This is a genomic window from Azospirillum sp. TSH100 (assembly GCF_004923295.1).
Taxonomy (GTDB): domain Bacteria; phylum Pseudomonadota; class Alphaproteobacteria; order Azospirillales; family Azospirillaceae; genus Azospirillum.
In genome coordinates this window covers 699,094-721,362 of the sequence record NZ_CP039635.1, presented here as the reverse complement: position 1 = coordinate 721,362, position 22,269 = coordinate 699,094, and the positions used below count along the sequence as shown (strand labels likewise).

The following is a 22,269-nucleotide window of genomic DNA, read 5'->3' as shown; positions in this document are numbered from 1 at the left end:
GAAAACCCGATGGACGGAGCTGCCGCCATGCTGACGATCCCCGCCCTGCCCTACCCCTTCACCTTTCCCGTGGCGCGGACGGCGCTGATCGTCATCGACATGCAGCGCGATTTCCTGGAGCCCGGCGGCTTCGGCGAGGCCCTGGGCAACGACGTGACGCAGCTGCGCCCGTCGATTGCGCCGACCCGTGCGCTGCTCGACGCCTTCCGCGCCCGCGGACTGCCGGTCATCCACACCAAGGAGGTCCATCGGCCGGACCTGTCCGACTGCCCGCCCTCCAAGCTCAACCGCGGCGGCGGGCCGCTGCGCATCGGCGATCCGGGACCGATGGGCCGCATCCTGATCGCGGGCGAACCCGGCAGCGACATCATCCCCGAACTCGCCCCGCTGGCGGGCGAGATCGTGATCGAGAAGCCCGGCAAGGGCGCCTTCTACGCCACGCCGCTGGCCGGCGTGCTGGCCGAACTCGGCACCAGCCATCTCGTCTTCGCCGGCGTCACCACCGAAGTCTGCGTGCAGACCACCATGCGCGAGGCCAACGACCGCGGCTTTGACTGCCTGCTGGTCGAAGACGCCACGGACAGCTATTTTCCGGCCTTCAAGGCGGCGACCCTGGCGATGATCCGTGCCCAGGGCGGCATCGTCGGCTGGACCGCCCCCAGCGCGGCGGTCGTGGCGGCGCTTGGGGAGATGTCCTCATGACCGGCCATTGCCTGGGAAGTGAGGGCTGAAAGCCCGTTTGAGGGTTCTGTCGCAAAGTTTGCCGGCAGGCGCGAGATGATGATTACGGGCCTCAGCACCGACGCGATGCGTCCTGGAGTTCGAGCTGCCGGCTGATGAACCGGACGGCCTCGGCGAGCACGCAGGGTCCAGCCCTTCCGCCGCGTGCCGGCAAACTTTGCGACAGAGCCGGCGGCCGGCACACCAGGCAAAAGCCCTCACGGTTCCTCTCCCTGCCAGTCCACGCGCTGGGTGACGGCCATGACCGCCGACAGGACCAGGAACAGGGCGACCGTCCCCACCAGCAGGGAATAGTTCTCCAGCCCGATGAGCAGGTGGAGGAAGGCGAACAGGCTCGCCAGCGCCGTCGCGAAGACCAGGGTCGGACCGGTGCGCCGGGTGACCGCCGCGGTGTAGGCCGTTGCCTGGACCAGGACGAGCGCCGCGCTGATCCAGTAGCCGGCGACATAGCCGAACGGTTCGGCGAAGGACACCAGCAGAAGGGAGAACAGCGTCATCGACAGTCCGAGCAGGCCATACTGGAGGATGTGGATGCGCACGCTGGAGAGAAGCTCGAACAGCGCATAGACCGTGAAAGACAGCACGACGAAGAGGCTGGCGTATTTCGAGGCGCGGTTGATCATGCGGTAGGTGGGAACCGCCTCCAGCAGTTCGACGCCGACCGAGGGGAGATATTGGGCTTCGGCGGAATCCAACAGCGTCGCGTCGGAGCGGAGCGGCGGCCTGGAATAGTCCGAGACGGTCCACCGTGCCTCGAAGGCGTCGGCGGTCACGGTCGGGTCCGACGGCAGCACGGTGCCGACGAAGCTCGGCGTCGGCCACGGCGCCTTGATCACCGCCGTGGCCTGCCGGCTGTCGAGGGTCTGGTGGAAGGCCCCGGTGCCGCGCAGCGTCACCGTCGCCTGGAACTTCATCTCCACGCTGGTGGCGGGGGCCGCCGCCATGGTCGGGCGGGCGGCCAGCGCGGCACCCCGGCAGTCTTCGGCGCGGGCGACCAGTTCCTGGCAGCCGCGCCAGGGGATGGCCTCCCCGTTCCAGACCACGCGGTCCTCGGCGGTCATGCCGGCCAGCCCCGACGCCTGGAGCAGGAAGACGCTGTCCTGCCAGGAGATGGAACCGCTGCGCCCGACCAGCTTTTCGAGGCTGGACGCGGACGGGACCGCGAAGCTGCCGGTCATCTCCAGCGCCGCGGTGTAGACGGTCGCGGAGAACAGGCCGCGCCTCTTGCGCTCCGGCACCAGGGCCGCCTGCGTCGCCAGGGTCGCGGGCGCGATCTTCAGGTAACCGCGGGTCTTGCCGTCGGCGGCGAGATAGGGAACCGCCAGCACCGGCGTCCGCACAGTCTGTTCGGGACTCCAGCTCCGCGCCAGTTCCTCCTGCATCTCGGCCTGCCGGTCGGAGCGTTCGCCGATGATCCCGGAGACCGGCAGGCCGGCGATGAGGGTCGCCGCCAGAAGCAGGACGATCTGCAGGAACTTCGCGGACCGGCGGTTGCGGCGCGCGGGCGGAATGCTGGGTGGGGGATCAGACGGCACGGTCATTCGGACACTCCACGGGGCGATGGCAAACAGGCCCCCAGCGTGGCGGCCCGGCATGCCGCGGCGATGACGCGGTTGTGCAGCCGGGAAGGAATCTCCGTGCAGAACTTGTGCAGATTATCGGGTAGGGTTGCGCTGTCATGACCAAGATCCTGCTGATCGACGACGATCCCCACATCCGCGACATCGTCCGCTTCGCCCTGAACCGGGAGGGCTTCGCCGTGGTCGAGGCCGGGGACGGCGTCCGGGGGCTGGCGCTGGCCCAGGCGGACTCCCCCGACCTGATCCTGCTCGACATCGGCATGCCGGAGATGGACGGCTCCGAGGTCTGCCGCCGGCTGCGCCGGGAGAGCCGGGTCCCCATCATCTTCCTGTCGTCGCGCGACGATGAGATCGACCGGATTCTCGGCCTCGAACTGGGGGGCGACGATTACGTCACCAAGCCCTTCTCGCCGCGCGAGCTGACGGCGCGGGTCAAGGCGGTGCTGCGGCGGACGGTCCCGCCGGAGCCGCCGGCTCCCGAGGGGCCGGCACCAATCCTCCGCCACAACCGCCTGCGCCTGGACCTGGAGGGCGTGCGCGCCTTCTGGGACGAGACCGAGGTGGTGCTGACCGCCACCGAGTTCGGCCTGCTGCGCACGCTCGCCGACCGGCCGGGCAAGGTGTTCAGCCGCGACGCCCTGATGGACGGCGCCTATGCCACCGAACGCTATGTCGCCGACCGCACGGTGGACAGCCACATCCGCCGGGTCCGGGCCAAATTCCAGGCGGTCGGCGGCGCTCCGGTCGAGACCGTGCATGGGCTGGGCTACAAGCTGTCGGACTGCCGATGACATCGCCATCCGGGAGGTCGCCGTCCGGACGGCGGCCGTCCATCGGAACCGTGCTGCTGGTGATGACGGTGGCGGCGCTGGTCCTGCCGCTGAGCGGCCTGTGGATCCTCCGCCTCTACGAGAGCGCCCTGATCCGCCAGACCGAATCCGAACTGATCGCCCAGGCCGGGGTGGTCGCCGCCTTCTACCGCGACGCCTGGCGCCGGGCCGGCGGCAAGGCGGAGGATCTCGGCCCCCCGGTGGATCCGGCCTGGACCCGCCCGCCCGGCTTCGACCCGCCCTGGACGCCTCGCTTCGCCAGCCTCGACCTAGCCGAGGATCCGATCCTTCCCCCCGCCCCCGATCCGGTCCCGGCGATGGCGAGCGACCCATCCGCCGCCATTGCCGGATCGACGCTCGGCCCGATCCTGCGCGAGGCGCAGCGCATCACCCTGGCCGGCATGAGGGTCACCGACCGCCAGGGAGTGGTCGTCGCCAGCACCGGCGAGGAGATGGGCCTGTCCCTGGCGCGGCAGGACGAGGTCCGCCGTGCCCTGGCCGGCGAGGCCGCCAGCGTCCTGCGCGAACGCACAAGTCACGACCGGATAAGCTACCGGTCCGGTTCGGACAGCCCGGCCGTGCCGGACCGCAGCCGGTCGGTGCGGGTCTTCACCGCCCAGCCCGTGCTCGACGACGGGCGTGTCGTCGGCGTGGTGGTGGTGTCGCGCACGCCGCGCAGCATCGCCGACACCCTCTACGGCAAGCGCTGGCACCTCGCCGGGCTGGCGGTGCTGCTGCTGGCGTCGGTGGGGGTGCTGGCGCGGCTGGGGACGGTCGCCATCGCCCGCCCGCTCCGGGCGGTCACCGGGCTGGCGAAGCGCACGGCGGACGGCGAACGGGGCGTGATGGTCCCGCTGCCGCGCCCGGTGGTGCGCGAGGTCGCCGAACTGTCCGACGCGCTGACCCGCATGGCGAGGACGCTGGAGGAGCGGGCCGACTATATCCGCGACTTCGCCGCCCATGTCTCGCACGAGTTCAAGACTCCGCTGACGACCATCCGCGGCACCGTCGAGCTGCTGCGCGACCACATGGACAGCATGCCTCCCGAGGAACGGGACCGCTTCCTCGCCAACATGGACGCCGAGGCCGGACGGCTGTCCCGCCTCGTCCGCCGCCTGCTGGAACTGGCCCGCGCCGACGTGATGACCGTGACCGAGGATGCGGTGACCGACGCCGTGCCGGTCGCCGCCCGTCTGGCCGAGCGTCATGGCGCGGACGTGTCGCTGCCGGCCTCGCTGCCGGTCGCCATGGGGCGGGACTCCCTGGAAAGCGTCCTGGCGAACCTGATCGAAAATGCGAGGCACCATGCCGGCGCGGACGCGCGGGTGACCGTCACCCTGCGGGCCGAGGGCGAGCGGGCGATCCTGCGGATTGCCGACGACGGGCCGGGCATCTCGCCGGCGAATGCCGACCGGGTCTTCGTCCCTTTCTTCACCACCGCGCGCGACCGCAGCGGCACCGGTCTCGGCCTCACCATCGCGCGGGGGCTGGTGGAGGCCCATGGCGGCAGCATCGCCCTGCTGCCGTCCGAACGCGGCGCCCTGTTCGAGGTCGCGCTGCGCCGGGTCCTATCACTCAGGTAAAATTCCGCCGGGCGCCGCACAGCGCTATGGTGGCCCGGCCCTGGTGGCGTCCGCATCCGGGAGTTGGCCCCAAGCCGAGGAAAGATATGCAGCCTATCATTGAGATTCGTGGGTTGGAAAAGACCTACGCATCCGGCTTCCAGGCCCTGAAAGGAGTCGATCTCGACATCCGCCGCGGCGAGATCCTGGCGCTGCTCGGTCCGAACGGTGCCGGCAAGACGACGCTGATCAGCATCGTCTGCGGCATCGTCCGGGCGACAGCGGGCAGCGTGACGGTGGACGGCCACGACATCCGCCGCGACTGGCGCGCCGCGCGGTCGCTGATCGGTCTGGTCCCCCAGGAACTGACGACCGAATCGTTCGAAAGCGTCTGGGCGACCGTCAGCTTCAGCCGGGGCCTGTTCGGCAAGCCGCCCAACCCCGCGGTGATCGAACGGATCCTGAAGGATCTGTCCCTGTGGGAGAAGAAGGACACCAAGGTCATGGCGCTGTCCGGCGGCATGAAGCGGCGCGTGCTGATCGCGAAGGCGCTGTCGCACGAGCCGCGCATCCTGTTCCTGGACGAGCCGACGGCCGGCGTGGACGTGGAGCTTCGCCGCGGCATGTGGGAGATGATCGGGCGCCTGCGCGACAGCGGCGTCACCATCATCCTGACCACCCATTATATCGAGGAGGCGGAGGAGATGGCCGACAGCATCGGCGTGATCTCCGGCGGCCGGATCGTCCTGGTGGAGGAAAAGGCCGCGCTGATGCAGAAGCTGGGGAAGCGGCAGCTGACCCTGCAATTGCAGGCGCCCTTGACCGCCATCCCGGCCGAACTCGCCGGCTATCCCCTGACCCTGTCGGAGGGCGGGCGGGAACTGGTCTACAGCTTCGACACGCAGCAGGAGCGCACCGGCATCGCCGGGCTTCTCCGCAAGCTGGGCGACCACGGCATCACCTACACGAACCTGCGCACCGAAGAGAGCTCCCTGGAGGAGATCTTCGTCAATCTGGTGAGGGAGCGGGCATGAACCTTCATGCGATCAAGGCCATCTATCTCTTCGAGCTGGCCCGCACCTGGCGGACGCTGGCGCAGAGCATCGCCGGCCCGGTGATCTCCACCTCGCTGTACTTCGTCGTCTTCGGGGCGGCGATCGGCGGGCGTTTCGCATCCATCGAAGGCGTCAGCTACGGCGCGTTCCTCGTCCCCGGCCTCGTCATGATGTCGGTGCTGACGGAAAGCGTGTCGAACGCGTCCTTCGGCATCTACATGCCACGCTATTCCGGCACGATCTACGAGCTGCTGTCGGCCCCCGTCTCCGCCTTCGAGACGGTGATCGGCTATGTCGGCGCGGCGGCGACCAAGTCCATCATCCTTGGAACGCTGATCCTGCTGACGGCGCGGCTGTTCGTGGATTTTTCCATCGCCCACCCGGTCTGGATGGTCGCCTTCCTCGTGCTGACGTCGGTGACCTTCAGCCTGCTCGGCTTCATTCTGGGCATCTGGGCCGACGGCTGGGAAAAGCTTCAGATCGTGCCGATGCTGATCGTGACACCGCTCGCCTTCCTGGGCGGGAGCTTCTATTCGATCAACATGCTGCCGCCGTTCTGGCAAACGGTCACCCTGTTCAATCCGGTCGTCTATCTGGTCAGCGGCTTCCGCTGGAGCTTCTACGGCGCCGCCGACATGCCCGTCGCCTTGAGCCTCGGCATGACCGCCCTGTTGCTGGCGATCTGCCTTGCCGTCGTGTGGTGGATTTTCCGCACGGGCTACAAGCTGAAGAACTGACCGGCCACCGGCTTCGCCTGAAGCAGGCAAAGAGAAGGCCCTGGCGGACGAACAGCTCGGGGCCGAGGCCGTGGGCCGAAGTCGGGGAGGAATGAAGGCTCAAACCCGGTGATCCGCGCTGGCGGACGAGGGCGCCCTGGCCGGCGGTGTTGCCGATCCCGGCGGCGAGGTTCGAGACGAGACCAGAGTGAAAATTCGCCCGCCGTCGCCCGCGTGCAAACCATCCTGCGATTGATGCCGGGCGTCCGGGCGATCCGCTTCATCGGCCAGCCCTGGCCGTGCAACGCGATCACCTCGTCGAACCGGACCTGTCGAACACCGTTACGATCCGCTATCGGCAACCCGGCCGCCGGTATTGAAGGCAGTGGGGGCGTTAGCGACGACGCGGCGGCATGACGGACGCCGATGCACCGGGCAGGCCGCCATAGAGGCACGAGCGCGCATGGTCACAACAACGCGGTCGGCGGCGGCCGTGACGTGATCAACGGCGAGGCCGGGCGGGAGCAGGGATAGCAGCGATTCCGATAAGAAAACCAGAACACTCAGAAAAGGGATACCGTTCCTTCCATGTGCTCACTGCTGCCCATAATTGCTTCACGCTGCACCGAAAACGCGGAAGGATCAGTTCAGGACTCTTCCAAGTATTCCTGCACCGCACCTCGGGACCAGATGAGCTGGACCGAGGGGCGCTCACTCATCCGCATTGACGATCGGTTCATATCTGCGGGTTTGACGGATCAGCCAATCGCGGAACAGAATAACGTTGGGCTGGTGGGCTTTGCGCTCCGGATAAACCGCATAATAGGAGTCGCCGGAGCGGATGGGCTCACCAAAGGGCGTGTGCAACTCGCCCCGCGCCAATTCCCGCTCGATGTAGCAAACCGGGATTACGGCAATGCCGATGCCGTGGACGGCTGCGTTGATCAGCATGTCGTTGTGGGCGAAGCGGTTTCCTTGGATCCGTCCGCTGTAGTCCAGCCCGGCCACGCGCAGCCAGTGCAGCCACAGGCTGGGACGGCCGGCGTTCTGAAGCATCGGGAATTTGGCGAAATCCAGCGGATCCAGCCTTTCACCCGCCGCGATCAGGGTGGGTGAGGCGACAACCGCCAGCTTTTCATCGAACAGCTCGATGGCTCGTGTGTGCAGCCAGGTGCCGGCACCGCGCAGGATGGTGATGTCGAACCTCGTCGTGTCGAAATCCGTGGTCGGCAGCGCCGGCGAGACCTCGATCGGTATGTCGGGGTGGGCGGCGATGAAGGACCCCAGCCTCGCCGGAAGCCAGCGCGAGGCAAGCGTATGGTGGGTTCCTATCATCAACGAGGACTCTATGCTGCGCCCACGGACGGCGTCGATCGAGATTTCCTGGAGCTTGTCGAGCGCCAGTGCCAGATCGCGGTAATAGGTGGCGCCGACCTCCGTCAGAACCAGGCGGGGGCCGGATCGGTGAAATAGGGTAACGCCCAGAAAATCCTCGAGATTCCGTATCTGCCGGCTGATCCCGCTCTGGGTCAGGCCAAGATCCTCGGCCGCCTTGGTAAAGTTCATGAACCGGGCCGCCGCTTCGAAAGCGTGCAGTGCCGAAAGGGAGGGAAGATATCGCCGCATGGTCGCCCGCCTGCCAGAGCATGAATAAAAGTCATGATAGACGGATTTTTCAATGTTTTTTCCGGCGGGCGTTCTGCGTCATCAAATAGTCCCATCAACGGAACGTACCGACCGATGGGAGATGGCCAGGACTGCGGAGAGAAAGACAATCCGCTGCCCGGCAGCCGCCTCAGGTTGAATGGATTCCGGCAATATTGAACGGACAGGGGATCGAGATGGTCAGCAGACGGGAGTTCGCCGGACTTGTCGGTATTGCCGCCGCCGGAACGGCCACAGTGGGTGCGGGCGCACTGGCGCTTTCCACGCCGGCCCTGGCCCAGCAGCCGGCCGCCGGATCCACCTTCGACCGGGTTCGCAGCACGAAGAAGCTGCGCGTCGCCGGCATTGTCGGGACCGAACCCTACTACCACAAGGACATCGCCACCGGCGAATGGTCCGGCTTCTGCATGAGCATGGCGCGCGATCTGGCCAAGTCGCTGGAGGCGGAGCTGGAGATCAGCGAGACCACCTGGGGCAACGCCGTCCTCGACCTGCAGGCCAACAAGATCGACATCATGTTCGGCCTCAGCCCCACGCCGTCGCGGGCGCTGGTGGTGGAGTTCACGCGGCCGATCATGCAGAACACCTTCACCATCATCACCAAGAAGGGGCTGGAACCGAAGACGTGGGAAGAGCTGAACAAGCCGGACATCCGCGTCGCGGTGGACATCGGCTCCACCCATGACCTGTTCGCCCGCCGCGTTCTGCCGAAGGCGACGCTGGTCGCCCTGAAGACCCCGGACGAGGCCACGCTGGCCGTCCAGACCGGCCGCGCCGATCTGGTCATCCAGGTCGCCATGCTGTCGCTGGTGACGGTCAAGAAGAACCCGAATGTCGGGAAGATCGTCATCCCCGGTCCGGCCATCCGCCAGCCGACCTGCGCCGGCGTGCGGGCCGAGGACAGCGCGCGTTTCCGCACCTTCGTGGACAATTGGCTGGAATACAACCGCTCCTCCGGCGTGGTCACCGACTGGATCACGTCCAGTCTCGAACTGGTCGGGGTGCGCAAGGAAGACATTCCGCCCGAACTCCAGTTCTGACGGCGGCTGCGGCCTTCCGGCCGGCCTGTGGGCGGCTTTCGGCGAGGAGAGTGGGAAGGAGATCGGGAATGGCCCGACCGCTTGGCATCATCATGCTCGACACCGCTTTCGAGCGGCCGGTCGGCGATGTCGGCAATGCCGGCAGCTGGCCCTTTCCCGTTCTCTATCGGACGGTCTCCGGGGCGTTGCCGCGCGATGTGGTCGATGGACGCGAGGGCGGGCTGATGGATGCCTTCGTCGCGGCGGGCGAGGAGCTGATCCGCCAGGGAGCGGGAGCGCTTCTGACCTCCTGCGGCTTTCTGGTGCTGCGCCAACGCCAGCTCGCAGCCCGGCTGTCGCGGCCGCTGGCCACGTCGAGCCTGCTGCAACTGCCGCAGATCGCCGCCATGCTGCCGGCCGGCCGGAAGATCGGTGTCGTCACCTATGACGCCGGCTCGCTGACGCCCGCCCATTTCCGCGAGGCCGGCTTGACGGAGACGTCGGGCCTGCCGCCCGTCGCCGGCCTGCCCCGGGGTGGCGCCTTTCATCGGCTGATCGAGAAGAATGAACCTTACGACCGGCCGCGCCTGGAGGCGGAACTGATGGCGGTGGTGGAGGAGCTGGTGCGTCGGGAGCCTGCCATCGGCGCCATCCTGCTGGAATGCACCAACCTGCCGCCTTTCTCGGCCGGGATTGCCGCCCGCTTCGGGCTTCCGGTCTTCGACGTCCTGACGCTCGGCCGCTGGCTGCATGCCGGGGTCCCGGCGGGCTGACTTCGGAGCGGCGGAAGTCCGGCCGGCCCTCACACACGGGATCGATAGATGCAGTATCAATGGGATTTCGGTTTCCTGCTGCAATACAAGGGTCTGATCGGGGTCGGCGTCCTTTATACGCTCGGCTTCACCATCGGCACGGCGGTGTCCGGACTGGTGGTGGGATGCATGATCGCGCTGGCCCGGCTGTCGAACATGCGCATCGCCACGGCGGTGGTGACCGGCATCATCGAGATCTTCCGCTGCACCCCCGTTCTCGTACAGCTGGTCTGGGTCTATTATGCGCTGCCGATCCTGACCGGCATCGAACTGAGCCCGTCGGTCGCCGCCTTCATCACGCTGACGCTCTACGGCGCCTCGTTCTTCGGCGAGATCATCCGGGGCGGCATCATCTCCGTCGACATGGGGCAATGGGATGCCGGCCGGGCGCTGGGCATGCGCCGGCACCAGCTGATGGGCGGAGTGATCCTGCCGCAAGCCTTCCGGCGCATGGTGCCGCCACTGGTCAACCAGACGGTGCTCCAGCTGAAGAACACCTCGCTGCTGTCGGTTCTGGCGGTGCCGGACCTGCTCTATCAGGGGCAGCTGATCACGTCGGCGAGCTACCGGCCGTTGGAGACCTACACCATGATCGCCGTCATCTATTTCATCATCCTATTCCCGCTGACCCGCTTCGCCCACCGGCTGGAAGCGCGGATGAGCCACTGACGGCACGCCACCTGTTGCGGGAGTAAAGACGATATGTCCGCCCAGAAGATGATCGAGCTTGTGGGGGTTCGCAAATCCTTCGGCAAGGTCGAGGTGCTGAAGGACATCACGCTCAGCGTCGCCAGGGGCAGCGTCGTGGCGCTGATCGGGCCGAGCGGATCGGGGAAATCCACCCTGCTGCGCAGCGTCAACCTGCTGACGGTGCCGGATCAGGGGTTCATCCGGGTCGGAGAACAGGCCCTGGATTTCACCCGTGGGCACCGGCTGCCGGGCGACCGCGAACTGTCGGCTTTCCGTGCCAGGACCGGGATGGTCTTCCAGACCTTCAACCTCTTCCCGCACATGAGCGTTGAGGAGAATGTGATGGCAGGCCCGGTGAAGGTCCTGCGCATGCCCAAGGCCGACGCGCGGACCCTCGCCCATGGACTGCTCGCCAAGGTCGGGCTGGCCGACAAGGCCACGGCCCGTCCCGACACGCTGTCGGGCGGGCAACGGCAGCGGGTCGCCATCGCCCGCGCCTTGGCGATGAAGCCGGAGGTGATGCTGTTCGACGAGGCGACCTCCGCGCTCGACCCTGAACTGGTGGGCGAGGTGCTGGCCGTCATCCGCTCGCTCGCCGCGGAGGGCATGACCATGCTGCTGGTGACGCACGAGATGGCCTTCGCCCGCGATGTCGCCGACCGCGTGGTGTTCATGCGCGACGGCTGCGTCGTCGAGGAAGGCCCCGCCCGGCAGGTGATCGAGACCCCGTCCCAGCCGGCGACCCGGGCGTTCCTCAGCCATTTCCACAACGGGTTGGGACCGTCCTGACGGCGGTTCACCCCCCGGCGGGCTGAGCGGCCCGCTTTCTCTTCATCGCGACCATCCGGCTCCGGCCCGTCCACGGGCGGCGGTGAAGGATGTCCCATGCCCGGCGGCCATTCCAGACGGCTGGTCGCGCGCACCATTGAACTGTCAAGACCTGCCTCGGGAGAGGCGCGAAAGGGCGGCAATGCACGTAGTTGTCTCAGGGGCGGGGATCGTCGGCGCCAGTTGCGCGCTGGAACTCGTCCGTGATGGTCATCGGGTGACGATCCTCGAACCGGCCACCCCCGGCGGGCGGCAATCGGCCAGCTATGGTCACGGTTGCTGGATCAGTCCGGCCTCGGTGGTGCCGATGTCGATGCCCGGCCTGTGGCGGCAGGTGCCCGGATATCTGTTCGATCCGCAGGGGCCGCTGGTCATCCGCTGGGGTCATCTGCCGCGGCTGGCCCCCTGGCTGTTCCGCTTCATGATGGCGGGCGCCACCGTCGGCCGGGTCGAACGGACGGCCGCGGCGCTGGCTTCGATCCTGGCCGACAGCCCCGGCCGGCATCAGGCGCTGTCCAGCGAGGTGGGGTGCGGCGAACTGATCCGGCAGGACGGGCTGCTTTACGCCTATCCCGACCGGCCGGCGTTCGAGGCGGAAGCGCTGTCCTGGCGGCTGCGCCGCATGACCGGCCTGACATGGCGCGAACTCGACCGTGCGGGGTTGGAAGCCCGTGAACCCGGCCTGTCCGACGTCTACCGCTTCGGAGTGCTGGTGGAGGAGGGCGCGTATTGCCGTGATCCGGGCCGCTACGTGTCGGCGATCGTCGCGCATGCGGTGGCGTTGGGCGCCCGGCTGGTGCCTGCCCGTGCCACCGGTTTCGCCTTCGACGGCAGCCGGCTGGCGGCGGTGGAGACCGATGGCGGCCCCATTCCCTGCGATCGGGCGGTGATCGCGTCGGGCATCCGATCCAAGGCGCTGGCCGTTGCGGCCGGCGACCCCGTCCCGCTGGAGGCCGAGCGCGGCTATCATGCCGTCATGGAGGACGGGTCGGCCGGCCCTCTCCATCCGGTGATGCCCAGCGACGGCCGGATGGCGAACACGCCGACCGCCGATGGATTGCGTCTGTCGGGGCAGGTCGAACTGGCGTCCATCGACGCCCCGCCCAACTGGAGGCGGGCCGACATCCTGGTCGACCATGCCAGGAAGACCTATCCGGGACTGCCGGGCGGGTCGGAGGCGGTGCGCGACCGCTGGATGGGACATCGCCCCTCGACGCCGGACGGCCTGCCGGTGATCGGCCCGGCGTCGCGTTCTTCCGACATCGTCCATGCCTTCGGCCATGGTCATGTCGGCTTCGCCAGCGGGCCGATCACCGGCCGCATCGTCGCCGATCTGGTTGCCGGCGCCAGTCCGCTCCGCGACGTGACGCCCTTCGCGGCCGGCCGCTTCGCCTTCGGCCGGGTCTAGGTCCCGACCCCACCCCTCAAGATAGATTTCGCTTCCAAGGAGAAGATCGATGCGTGGCGCGGATATCCTGGTGGAGATGCTGATCGCCTATGGAGTCGACGTCGTGTTCGGCGTTCCGGGCGACACCAACGTGCCGTTCTACGAGGCGCTTCAAGAGCGCGAAGGGCGGATCCGCCATGTCATGGCGCGGGACGAGCGGTCCGCCGGATACATGGCCGATGCCTATGGGCGCTTCACCAGCAAGCCGGCGGTGTTCGAATGCCCGTCGGGCGCCGGCGCCATGTATTCCCTGCCGCCTGTCGCGGAATCCAACGCCTCGTCCGTGCCGGTGATCCTGCTGACCATCGACATTCCCCTGCCGGGGGAGGGACGCGGCGTCCTGACCGAACTTGACTGCGCCCGCCTGTTCGAGCCGGTCACCAAGATGTCGGTGCAGGTGAAATCGGCCGAGAAGCTGCCGGAAATCCTGCGGCGCGCCTTCCGCGTCGCTTGTTCCGGCAAGCCGGGCGCCGTCCATCTGCAAATCCCGGAGGACATGCTCCGCGCCGAAGTCGATCCGGCCCGTGTCTCCCTCCATGTCGAAGAGGAGTGCGCCAGCTTCCCGGCCTTCCCGACCCTGCCGACGCCGGACGCGCTGCACCGGCTGATGACGCTGCTTTCCACCAGCGAGCGGCCGCTGATCGTGTCGGGTGGCGGGGTGAACCGGTCCTGTGCCGGGCCGGAGGTGACGGCGCTGGCCGAGCGGCTGAACATTCCGGTCTGCACCACCATGACCGGACAGGGCACCATGCCGGACGATCATCGTCTGGCGGTTGGGGTGATCGGCGACAACGGCTTCCATCCTCATGCCAACTGGGCGCTGGAGCATGCCGACTTCGTGCTGTTCGTCGGCTCGAAGATGGGATCGGTGGTGACCATCGGCTGGACCTTCCCGAAGATCACGCTGAACAAGCGCGTCGCCCAGATCGACATCGATCCGGAGATCATGGCGAACAATTACGAGAATGTCCTGTCGGTGCCGGGCGACGCCAAGCTGACGCTGGCACAGCTGATCGACCTTGCCCCGGCCGGCCGCGATCACGGCAAGACCCAGCCCTGGATCGATGAACTGAACGGGCTGCGCGCGGAGTTCTGGCGCAACGCCGAACCGCTGCTGAATTCGGACGCCCTTCCCTTGCGGCCGGAGCGGGTGGTGCGCTGCTTCAACGAGGCGCTGGAGGCCCATGGCAAACCGGCCCACATCTATTCCGACGCCGGAACGCCGACCCCTTACATGACCCGCTTCCTGAAACTGAAGGACCGACGCACCCGCTTCGCGATTCCGCGCGCCTTCGGCGGCCTCGGCTCCGCCCTGCCGGCCACCGTCGGTGCCTGGTTCGCCGACAAGGAGCGTCGTCCCATCGGCCTGTTTGGCGACGGTTCCTTCGGCATGGCGGTGGGCGAGCTGGAAACGCTGGTCAGGCTGCAGGTGCCGGCCATCCTTCTCCTGTTCAACAACGGCACCTTCGGCTGGATCAAGGGGCTTCACCGGCTGCGCGGCCACAACCAGTGCTTCAGCGTGGATTTCATGCCGCCGCAAGGGCAGGCCATCGCCGAAGCCTTCGGGGTCAAGGCGTGGACGGCCCGGACGTCGGCTGACCTGGACAAGGCGCTGGCGGAAGCCTTCGCCTATGACAGCGGCCCCTGCCTGATCGACATCCATGTCGAATCCATCGCCGACCGGGTGCCGCCGGTCTATTCCTGGCTGTCCAAGCGCGGCCGGGATCCGCTCGCCGTCGAAAGCGAGGAGGTCCGCTACGCCTGACCATTCGTGATGTCCTGTACCGGCGCTGCCCCGTGGCACGGTCAGCACCGGTACCAGCTCACTCTTCACTGGCGCCGATGCCGGATCGGCGGCGCGGATCGGTGCTCCTCAGCGCGACGAGACAGAGAAGCTCGAACAGGACCTGTGCGCCGATCTGGGCGGTGTTCGTCGTGGCGTCATACTGGGGCGCCACCTCCACCACGTCGCCGCCGACGATGTCGATGCCGGCGAGCCCGCGCAGGATCGCCATTACCTCACGCGGCTGAAGCCCGCCCACTTCGGGGGTGCCGGTGCCGGGCGCATAGGCGGGATCCAGCCCGTCGACGTCGAAGGTGACGTAGGTCGGCCCGTCGCCGACCACCGCGCGGGCCTTCGCGATCACCGCGGCGAGCCCCATCTCCGCGACCTCCTCCGCATGGATCACGGTCATGCCGGCGATCTTCGAGAACTCCCAGAGATATTCGGCGCCGCCCCGGATGCCGATCTGGATGCAGCGCTCCGGATCCAGGGTGCCTTCCAGCACGGCCTGACGGAAGGGTCCGCCATGGTGGAACTTGGACCCCTCATAGACGCCGCCGGTGTCGCAATGGGCGTCGATATGGACCATCCCGACCGGGCGGTCACGGCCGACGGCGGCCAGGATCGCCCGCGTGATCGAATGATCGCCGCCGACCGACAGCGGCGTCACGCCGGAGGCGACGAGCCGGCCGAAATACTCCTCCATGTCGGCATGGCAGAGCGCCAGATCGAAGCGGGAGCGGAACGGCACGTCGCCGACGTCGGCGACGCGCAGGTCGGCCATCGGCGTGACCCGCAGCACATGCTCGAAGGGGCCGATGCGCTCGACCGCCCGCACCGCACGCGGGCCCAGCCGGGCGCCGGCGCGATTGGTGACACCCAGGTCCATCGGCACGCCGACCAGCGCGACGTCGAGGTCTGCAAAGCCCGCCGCCGGCGCGTCCGGCCGGAACGGTGCGTCCAGCAGGGTCGCCGGGTCGGAGAACGGCCATTTCCGGCGCTCGCCATCGGAGAATTGCAGCCCCGCCACCTTGCGGAAATCGGGGTCGTCGATGTCGGCGCCGCCGGCATCGGCGTAACGGGCACGCAGGGCGCCAAGCTTCTCGGGCGTCATCGAGGCTCTCCTTTCAGGCGGCGACGACGGCGCTCAGGCCGCTTCGCAGGCACGGTAATGGGCGGCGATCTCCGCACCGGTGGCGATCCAGACATCGTCCTTGGCCAGCACATGACGCAGGAAGTCACGCAACAGGTGCCAGCGCATCGGCCGCCCGGACACCTGCGGGTGGAGTACCATGGTGGTGCAGCCGCCCCAGGCGTGCGTCGCCTCGAACTCGTCGATCCACAGGCTCAGGACCGCGTCGCGGCCGAAGATCGGGCGCGGGTCGACCCGGCTGGTCATGCCGAAATTCCAGTCGTCGAAGGCGTAATTGACCGGGATCTCGATGGGGCCGGGCCGGTCGTCGTGCAGGAGATGGCGATAGGGCCGGACGTCGTCGCGGAAGGAGCTGGAATAGACGATGCCGCTGTCCGCCAGATAGGCGAGAAGCTCCGGGAAATTCTCGCCGGACGGGGCGCGATAGCCGACCGGCCGGACGCCCAGGGCGCGGTCCAGCGCCTCGAACCCGCGGTCGATCTCCTCGCGGGCGGCATCGAAGGCGGAGCGTTCCGGCCGGCGATGAAGATAGCCGTGGTGACCGATCTCGTGGCCGGCGGCCACGATGGCCTCGCATTGGGGCCGGTGGGCGAGTGCGGTCCAGCCGGGAATGAAGAAGGTCGCCTTGACCTTCACCTCTTCGAGCAGATCCAGGATGCGGGCGATGCCGACGCGGCCGTCCCAGCCGCCATGCGAGACGGTGACCAGACGGTCGGCATTCTCCGGCCGGTTGCCGATCCAGGCGGTCTCGCCATCCACGTCGAAACCGACGAAGAGCGCGCTTTTGGCTCCGTTCGGCCAGGGGTAATGCGGAGCGGGCGGTGCCCGGTTGAAGGCGATCGGGGGAAAGTCGGTCATGGCTGGCTCCCGGCTGATCAGCGGAATGGCTCTGCGGTGGGACGCCCGGCGGCGAGCAGGGCGCACAGGGGGGCGACGTCCTCCAGCGTTGGAAGGGCCGCGACGAGGCCGGCCAGCGCGGCGACGGACTCCGCCGGCAATGCCATGCCGGCCAGTTCGGCGAACTTGGCCTGCACCGCCGCCGACGTCATCGGCCGCTCGGGCGAGCCGGTGGCCCGTGGCACCATCCGTTCAACCCTGGTTCCGTCGGAAAAGCGCAGGTCCACAACCGGTTCGTCGAGTGCCGCCATCGCCGGATCGGCTTCGACGACGATCCGTGCCAGCAGGTCGCGGACGCGGGGATCGCGGCGCTTCGGCCCGGCATAGCTCGACAGGCCGGCCTCGCCATGGACGGCGCGGAGCGCGATGGCGAGCGGCAGGCTCATCTGTGCCGCCGCGAGCGGCTCGATGTCCGGCCGGCCGCACATGCCGATGAGGAATTGGCTGGCCCGCACGTCAATCCGCTCGATCTCCGTCCCCGGCCGGCCGGTCTCGGCGAGCAGGTCGCCGATGGCGTCGATCGCCGAATGGGTGCCGCGGCAGGCGGCATAGGGCTTCAGCGACACCCGCATGATCCGGTGGACCTGTCCCAGATCCTCGGTGAAACGGGCGGGATCGCCGTCAGCATGGCCGAAGCTGCGGAAGAAGCCGCCCCAGACGTCGTCGAAGACCCGTGACGGGCCGGTCATCCCGGCGCGGGCGAGTTCGGCGGCCAGCAGGCCGCCTTCGGCAGCGCGGCCGGCATGGATCTTCTTGGTCTGCGCGCCGTCGTGGATGAAGGCCCACAGGCCGGAGGAGAAGCTGGTGGCAATGGTGATGGCGTGCGCGGTCGCGGCGGCATCCAGCCGCCACAGGCGGGCGACCGCGGCGGCGGCGGCGACCGCGCCGCAGGTCCCGGTCGAATGCCAGCCGGCACCGTTGTGCCGGTCATAGCCGCCGGCAGCCTCCAGCAGGCGGCGGCCGACCTCGTAGCCAACGACGACGGCGACGAGAAGCTCCTCGCCCGGAACCGGGCGGCCTTCGGCGGCGGCGATCACCGCCGGCACCACGACGGCGCCGGAATGGTCGCAGCCGCCGGTGTCGTCGAGTTCAAAGACGTGGGCGGCGACCCCGTTGACCAGCGCGGCGTCGCGCGCGCTCGCGGCGCTGCCCAGCGCCCACAGGCGGGCCGGGCCGCCGGAGCTTGAGCCGAGCATCCCGGCGACCAGGGCGAATTCGTGCGAGCGGGTTCCGGCGAGGGCGGCCCCCAGCGTGTCGAGGATATGGACCCGTGCCTTGTCCACGACGGCGGCAGGCAGATCCGCGAAACGGAGGGCTGCTGTGAAGGCGGCAAGGCGCGCCAGTGCGTCCGCTCCCGCGGTCGGCGGGGCGGCGGTCGGATGGGATGTCATTGAGCTTGTCCTGGAAGTCCCCGGAATGGGGATGGGAGGGACCGCGCCGGATGGCCGGCGCGGTCCCCGGACGATCACTTCACCGGTTCGCTGTTGACCATCGCGGTGTCGAGCATCGCGTCGGCCAGCCCCCAGCTGTCGAAGATCTTCCTGTATTCACCCGACTCCATCAGCGTCTTCAAGGCGGCGACATAGGCGTCGCGCAGCCCCGGTTCGGTCTTCGGGAAGGCGATCCCCTGGTAGAGCGAGGTGAAGGGCTTGCCGACGATCACATAGCTGTCCTTCTCCAGGCCGAGAAGGTAGGGCAGCGTCTCGGAACCCTGGACGGCACCGTCCACCCGGCCCTGCTTCAGCTGCGCGCGGGCATCGGCCGAGCCCTCCGACCCGACCACCTGGACGGCCGGCTTGCCCTGAGCCTCGCAATTGTCCTTCGACCATTTGGCGGTTTCGTCGGGGAACGAGGTGCGGCGGCTCATGGCGACCTTCTTGCCGCAGAAGTCGGTCGGCGCCTTGAACTCGTCCTTGCGGTCGGCCAGGGTGTAGAACTGGGCGCCGGACTTCATGTAGTCGACGAAATCCAGGCTGTCGCGGCGCTTGGGCAGATCGCTCATCCCGGAATGGATGAGATCGACGCGGCCGGTGGTCAGCGACGAGATCATCTGCTCGAAGCCGATGTCGGCCCATTCGACGGTGACGCCGATCTGCTTGGCGAGCGCCAGGCTGAGGTCGATGTCCAGCCCCTTCAGCGTGTTGGTCGCCGGATCCTTGTATTCCATCGGCGGATAGTTCGGCTGGTTGGCGACGATCACCTTGCCGGCGGACTTGATGCGCGCCGGAACGTCCTGGGCGGCGGCGGGGACGGCAGTGGCGGTGGCCGTCGCACAGGCGAGACCGACGGCAACGAGGAGAGCGGATTTCAGGGTCTTCATGGTTTCTCCGGGCACGGGATCGTTCACTTGTGGACGGCGCGGACGAAGGCCGCGCAGCGGGCGCTGTCCGGATTGGACAGGACTTTCTCCGCCGGACCGATTTCCTCGATCCGGCCTGATTCCATGAAGGCGACGGTATCGGCGACGCCGCGGGCGAACCCCATCTCATGGGTCACGACCACCATCGTCATGCCGCTTTCGGCGAGATCCTTCATCACGTCGAGGACTTCGGAAACCAGTTCCGGGTCGAGGGCCGAGGTCGGCTCGTCGAACAGGATCAGTTCCGGGCGCATGCCCATGGCACGGGCGATCGCCACCCGCTGCTGCTGGCCGCCCGACAGTTCGGACGGGTAATGGCCCATCTTGTCGGCCAGCCCGACCCTGGCGAGGAGATCGCGGGCATGGGCGACGGCCGCCTTGCGATCCTCCTTCAGCACGTGGATCGGGCCTTCGGTCACATTCTCCAGCGCGGTCAGGTGGGGGAACAGATTGAAGCGCTGGAACACCATGCCGGTGCGCCGGCGCTGGCGGGCGATCTCGGCGTCGCGCAGCTCGTGCAGTTCATCGCCCTGCCGGCGGTAGCCGAGCAGTTCGCCGCCGACCCAGATGGCGCCGCCGTCGATGCGCTCCAGCATGTTGATGCAGCGCAGGAACGTGCTCTTGCCCGAGCCCGACGGCCCGATGATGCAGCAGACCTCCCCCTTGCGGATTTCGAGATTGACGCGGTCGAGCGCGGTGAAGCTCGAATAGCGCTTGGTGACGTCGATCGCCTTGACGAGGATTTCCGGCATCGTCCCCTCCTCAGCCCGTCGCCTTGGGGCGTTTGGTTCCACGCGCGAAATGGCGCTCGACATACATCTGCAGGACCGACAGGACTGAGACGACGGCGAGGTACCAGAAGCTGGCCACCAGCAGGAGTTCGAGGACCCGCGTGTTGGCGTAGTAGATGATCTGCGCGTTGTGCAGGATTTCCGAATACTGGATGACGCTGGCCAGCGACGTGATCTTGACCATGCCGATCACCTCGTTGCCGATCGGCGGCAGGATCACCCGCATCGCCTGCGGCAGCACGATCCGGCGCAGCATCATCAGCTGGCCCATGCCGATGGCGCGCGCCGCCTCGTATTGTCCGCTGTCGACCGACAGCAGGCCGCCGCGGACCACCTCCGACGTGTAGGCCCCCTGTTGGATGCCGAGCGCCAGCATGGCGGCGACGAACGGCGTCATCACGTCGACGGTCCGCCATTCCATCAGGCCGGGGATGCCGATCTTGGGGAAGACCAGCGCCAGATTGAACCACAGCAGCAGTTGCAACAGGGCCGGCGCGCCGCGGAAGATCCAGACATAGCCGGTGGCGATCCAGGACAGCACCGGGTTCTCGGAAATGCGCATGATCGCGAAGACCACGCCGAGGACGATGCCGATCAGCATGGCCGAGAAGGTCATCAGGATCGTGTTGACCAGCCCTTCCAGGATCGCCGGGGCGAACAGGAATTCGCCGACATACGACCATTCGATCTTGCCGGTGGCGAAGGCGCGGACCAGCGCGGCAAGAAGCAGCAGCACGATCCCGGCGGCGACCATCCGTCCCCAATGCCGGCGGGGACGAAGTTTCAGATGGCTTGTTCGGTAGATGTCCTCGCTCATCGCGTCAGTCCGCCCCCTTCGTCCGTGGTCTTGTCTTCCGGCACGCCGGTCCGGTGCGGGCAACCCAGCCTGTCAGCCGGCGCCGGGTCCTGCCCAGCCGCGCTGGCGCCCGATCACCGTCTCCAGACGCCCGATCTGGCGGCGCACGCTGGACGGCGCGGTTCCGTTGTAGCCGGAGCGCGCGGCGACGGCGGCTTCGGCGGTCAGTTGCGCCAGGACTTCCGGCTCCAGCCGGGGATCGACGGCGGCGAGGTCTTCGGCGCTCAGGTCGCTGAAATCGCACCCCTTGGCTTCGCAATGGCGGACGAGCGCGCCGGTGATGTCGTGCGCCTCGGAGAAGGGCACGCCGCGGCGGGCCAGCCAGTCGGCGACCTCGGTCGCCAGCGAGAACCCGAGCGTCGCCTGCGCCTTCAGCCGCTCGCGGTCCACCGCCATGGTGGCGATCATCCCGGTCATCGCCGGCAGCACCAGCTCCAGCGTGTCGATCGCCTCGAAGGCCGCCCACTTGTCCTCGGCAAGGTCGCGGTTGTAGGCGAAGGGAATGCCCTTGAGCGCCACCAGCACGCCCTGCAGCACGGCGATCAGGCGCGACGAGCGGCCCCGCGTCAGCTCCGCGATGTCCGGGTTCTTCTTCTGCGGCATGATCGAGGAGCCGGTGGCATGGCCGTCGTCAAGCTCGACCCAGGCGAACTGCTTGGAGTTCCACAGGAACACCTCCTCCGCCAGCCGCGAGAGGTTGACCCCCAGCATGGCGGTGACGAACAGGAACTCCGCGACATGGTCGCGGGCGCCGATCGCGTCGATCGAGTTCTCGCACGCGCCGTCATAGCCGAGTTCCACCGCGGAGAGTTCGGGATGGAGCGCGATGGCCGAGCCGGCGAGTGCCGCGCCGCCGAGCGGCGACAGGGCGGAACGCCGGTCCCAGTCCATCATCCGGTCGACGTCGCGGGCGAAGCCCTGCGCATGGGCGAGCAGCTGATGGGCGAAGGTCACCGGCTGCGCCGGCTGGAGATGGGTGAAGCCGGTGGTGATGGTTTCGACATGCTCCTTCGCCTGTGCGACCAGCGCGTTCTGGAGGTCCAGGACATCGGCGGCAAGGCTGCGGATTTTGGTCCGGAGATGAAGCTTGAGGTCGTTGGCCGCCTGATCGTTGCGCGACCGGCCGGCGCGCAGCTTGCCGCCGAGCGCGCCGATGCGGTCCTTCAGCACGCGCTCGAGGAAGGTGTGGACGTCCTCGTCCGCCGGGATCGGCAGCAGCTTGCCGGCAAGGAAATCCTGTTCCACCTCGGCAAGGGCCAGTTCGATGGCGGCGCATTCCTGCGCGTCGAGGATGCCGGCGCGGACCAGCTCGCGGGCGTGGGCGGCGGACGACCGCAAATCCTCGGGCGCGAGCCGGAAATATTCAGCGGGAGACCGCGAAAGATCGACCAGGGCCTTGGACGGTGCCTTCTTGAACCGTCCGCCCCAGAGGGCACCTGCGCTGTTCATGTGCAACTCCTCGTTCTGCACACACAGTGAGCATCA

Annotated in this window: 20 protein-coding genes; 11 read left to right on the top strand and 9 right to left on the bottom strand. The window is 68.0% G+C overall.

The window, feature by feature from the left end; all coding sequences use genetic code 11:
* The first annotated feature begins 27 nt into the window (after positions 1-27).
* Positions 28-702: a cysteine hydrolase family protein gene (locus E6C72_RS15785; RefSeq protein ID WP_169055210.1), complete on the top strand. Its 675-nt coding sequence runs from the start codon at positions 28-30 to the stop codon at positions 700-702.
* A 236-nt stretch (positions 703-938) separates the two neighbouring features.
* On the opposite strand, the gene creD is transcribed toward E6C72_RS15785, so the two are convergent.
* Positions 939-2,282 (bottom strand): cell envelope integrity protein CreD, encoded by a 1,344-nt coding sequence (gene creD, locus E6C72_RS15780; RefSeq protein WP_247875437.1) that lies wholly within the window; start codon positions 2,280-2,282, stop codon positions 939-941.
* 137 nt (positions 2,283-2,419) lie between these two features.
* On the opposite strand from creD, the gene E6C72_RS15775 reads away from it, so the two are divergent.
* From E6C72_RS15775 to E6C72_RS15760, 4 genes are all read left to right on the top strand, one after another.
* The gene (locus E6C72_RS15775) at positions 2,420-3,112 is read left to right on the top strand and encodes a response regulator transcription factor (protein WP_109083782.1); all 693 of its coding nucleotides are present in this window, start codon (positions 2,420-2,422) and stop codon (positions 3,110-3,112) included.
* Positions 3,109-4,734 (top strand): HAMP domain-containing sensor histidine kinase, encoded by a 1,626-nt coding sequence (locus E6C72_RS15770; RefSeq protein WP_109083783.1) that lies wholly within the window; start codon positions 3,109-3,111, stop codon positions 4,732-4,734. The genes E6C72_RS15775 and E6C72_RS15770 overlap by 4 nt, the downstream gene beginning before the upstream one ends.
* A gap of 86 nt (positions 4,735-4,820) precedes the next feature.
* Positions 4,821-5,747 (top strand): ABC transporter ATP-binding protein, encoded by a 927-nt coding sequence (locus tag E6C72_RS15765; protein ID WP_109083784.1) that lies wholly within the window; start codon positions 4,821-4,823, stop codon positions 5,745-5,747.
* Positions 5,744-6,505: an ABC transporter permease gene (locus E6C72_RS15760; protein ID WP_109083785.1), complete on the top strand. Its 762-nt coding sequence runs from the start codon at positions 5,744-5,746 to the stop codon at positions 6,503-6,505. The genes E6C72_RS15765 and E6C72_RS15760 overlap by 4 nt, the downstream gene beginning before the upstream one ends.
* Before the next feature lie 690 nt (positions 6,506-7,195).
* On the opposite strand, the gene E6C72_RS15755 is transcribed toward E6C72_RS15760, so the two are convergent.
* Positions 7,196-8,110: a LysR substrate-binding domain-containing protein gene (locus E6C72_RS15755; protein ID WP_109083786.1), complete on the bottom strand. Its 915-nt coding sequence runs from the start codon at positions 8,108-8,110 to the stop codon at positions 7,196-7,198.
* A gap of 215 nt (positions 8,111-8,325) precedes the next feature.
* On the opposite strand from E6C72_RS15755, the gene E6C72_RS15750 reads away from it, so the two are divergent.
* The 6 genes from E6C72_RS15750 (at position 8,326) to E6C72_RS15725 (ending at position 14,710) form a co-directional block, all read left to right on the top strand.
* Positions 8,326-9,189 carry a transporter substrate-binding domain-containing protein gene (locus E6C72_RS15750; RefSeq protein ID WP_109083787.1) on the top strand — a complete coding sequence of 288 codons (864 nt, stop codon included), beginning with the start codon at positions 8,326-8,328 and terminating at the stop codon, positions 9,187-9,189.
* A 68-nt stretch (positions 9,190-9,257) separates the two neighbouring features.
* Positions 9,258-9,941: an aspartate/glutamate racemase family protein gene (locus tag E6C72_RS15745; protein ID WP_109083788.1), complete on the top strand. Its 684-nt coding sequence runs from the start codon at positions 9,258-9,260 to the stop codon at positions 9,939-9,941.
* Positions 9,942-9,989: 48 nt separating this feature from the next.
* Positions 9,990-10,649: an amino acid ABC transporter permease gene (locus E6C72_RS15740; protein WP_109083789.1), complete on the top strand. Its 660-nt coding sequence runs from the start codon at positions 9,990-9,992 to the stop codon at positions 10,647-10,649.
* Positions 10,650-10,682: 33 nt separating this feature from the next.
* The gene (locus E6C72_RS15735) at positions 10,683-11,459 is read left to right on the top strand and encodes an amino acid ABC transporter ATP-binding protein (protein ID WP_109083790.1); all 777 of its coding nucleotides are present in this window, start codon (positions 10,683-10,685) and stop codon (positions 11,457-11,459) included.
* A gap of 181 nt (positions 11,460-11,640) precedes the next feature.
* Positions 11,641-12,906 carry an FAD-binding oxidoreductase gene (locus tag E6C72_RS15730; protein WP_109083791.1) on the top strand — a complete coding sequence of 422 codons (1,266 nt, stop codon included), beginning with the start codon at positions 11,641-11,643 and terminating at the stop codon, positions 12,904-12,906.
* A 49-nt stretch (positions 12,907-12,955) separates the two neighbouring features.
* The gene (locus E6C72_RS15725) at positions 12,956-14,710 is read left to right on the top strand and encodes a thiamine pyrophosphate-binding protein (protein WP_109083792.1); all 1,755 of its coding nucleotides are present in this window, start codon (positions 12,956-12,958) and stop codon (positions 14,708-14,710) included.
* Between the two features lie 58 nt (positions 14,711-14,768).
* Here the strand turns inward: E6C72_RS15725 and speB are convergent, their stop codons facing one another.
* From speB to argH, 7 genes are all read right to left on the bottom strand, one after another.
* Positions 14,769-15,842, bottom strand: a complete 1,074-nt coding sequence (gene speB, locus E6C72_RS15720; RefSeq protein ID WP_109083793.1) for an agmatinase — start codon at positions 15,840-15,842, stop codon at positions 14,769-14,771.
* 33 nt (positions 15,843-15,875) lie between these two features.
* Positions 15,876-16,739, bottom strand: coding sequence for a polysaccharide deacetylase (locus E6C72_RS15715; RefSeq protein ID WP_109083794.1), 864 nt, complete (start codon positions 16,737-16,739; stop codon positions 15,876-15,878).
* A gap of 17 nt (positions 16,740-16,756) precedes the next feature.
* On the bottom strand, positions 16,757-18,169 hold the full coding sequence (locus tag E6C72_RS15710; RefSeq protein ID WP_109083795.1) for an MmgE/PrpD family protein: 1,413 nt from the start codon (positions 18,167-18,169) through the stop codon (positions 16,757-16,759).
* 74 nt (positions 18,170-18,243) lie between these two features.
* A complete protein-coding gene (locus E6C72_RS15705; RefSeq protein ID WP_109083796.1) occupies positions 18,244-19,098 on the bottom strand; it encodes an ABC transporter substrate-binding protein in 855 nt (284 codons plus the stop codon).
* Between the two features lie 23 nt (positions 19,099-19,121).
* Positions 19,122-19,889 carry an amino acid ABC transporter ATP-binding protein gene (locus E6C72_RS15700; protein WP_109083797.1) on the bottom strand — a complete coding sequence of 256 codons (768 nt, stop codon included), beginning with the start codon at positions 19,887-19,889 and terminating at the stop codon, positions 19,122-19,124.
* A gap of 10 nt (positions 19,890-19,899) precedes the next feature.
* Positions 19,900-20,745, bottom strand: coding sequence for an amino acid ABC transporter permease (locus E6C72_RS15695; RefSeq protein ID WP_109083798.1), 846 nt, complete (start codon positions 20,743-20,745; stop codon positions 19,900-19,902).
* A 72-nt stretch (positions 20,746-20,817) separates the two neighbouring features.
* Positions 20,818-22,233 carry an argininosuccinate lyase gene (gene argH, locus E6C72_RS15690; protein ID WP_109083799.1) on the bottom strand — a complete coding sequence of 472 codons (1,416 nt, stop codon included), beginning with the start codon at positions 22,231-22,233 and terminating at the stop codon, positions 20,818-20,820.
* Positions 22,234-22,269 lie beyond the last annotated feature (36 nt).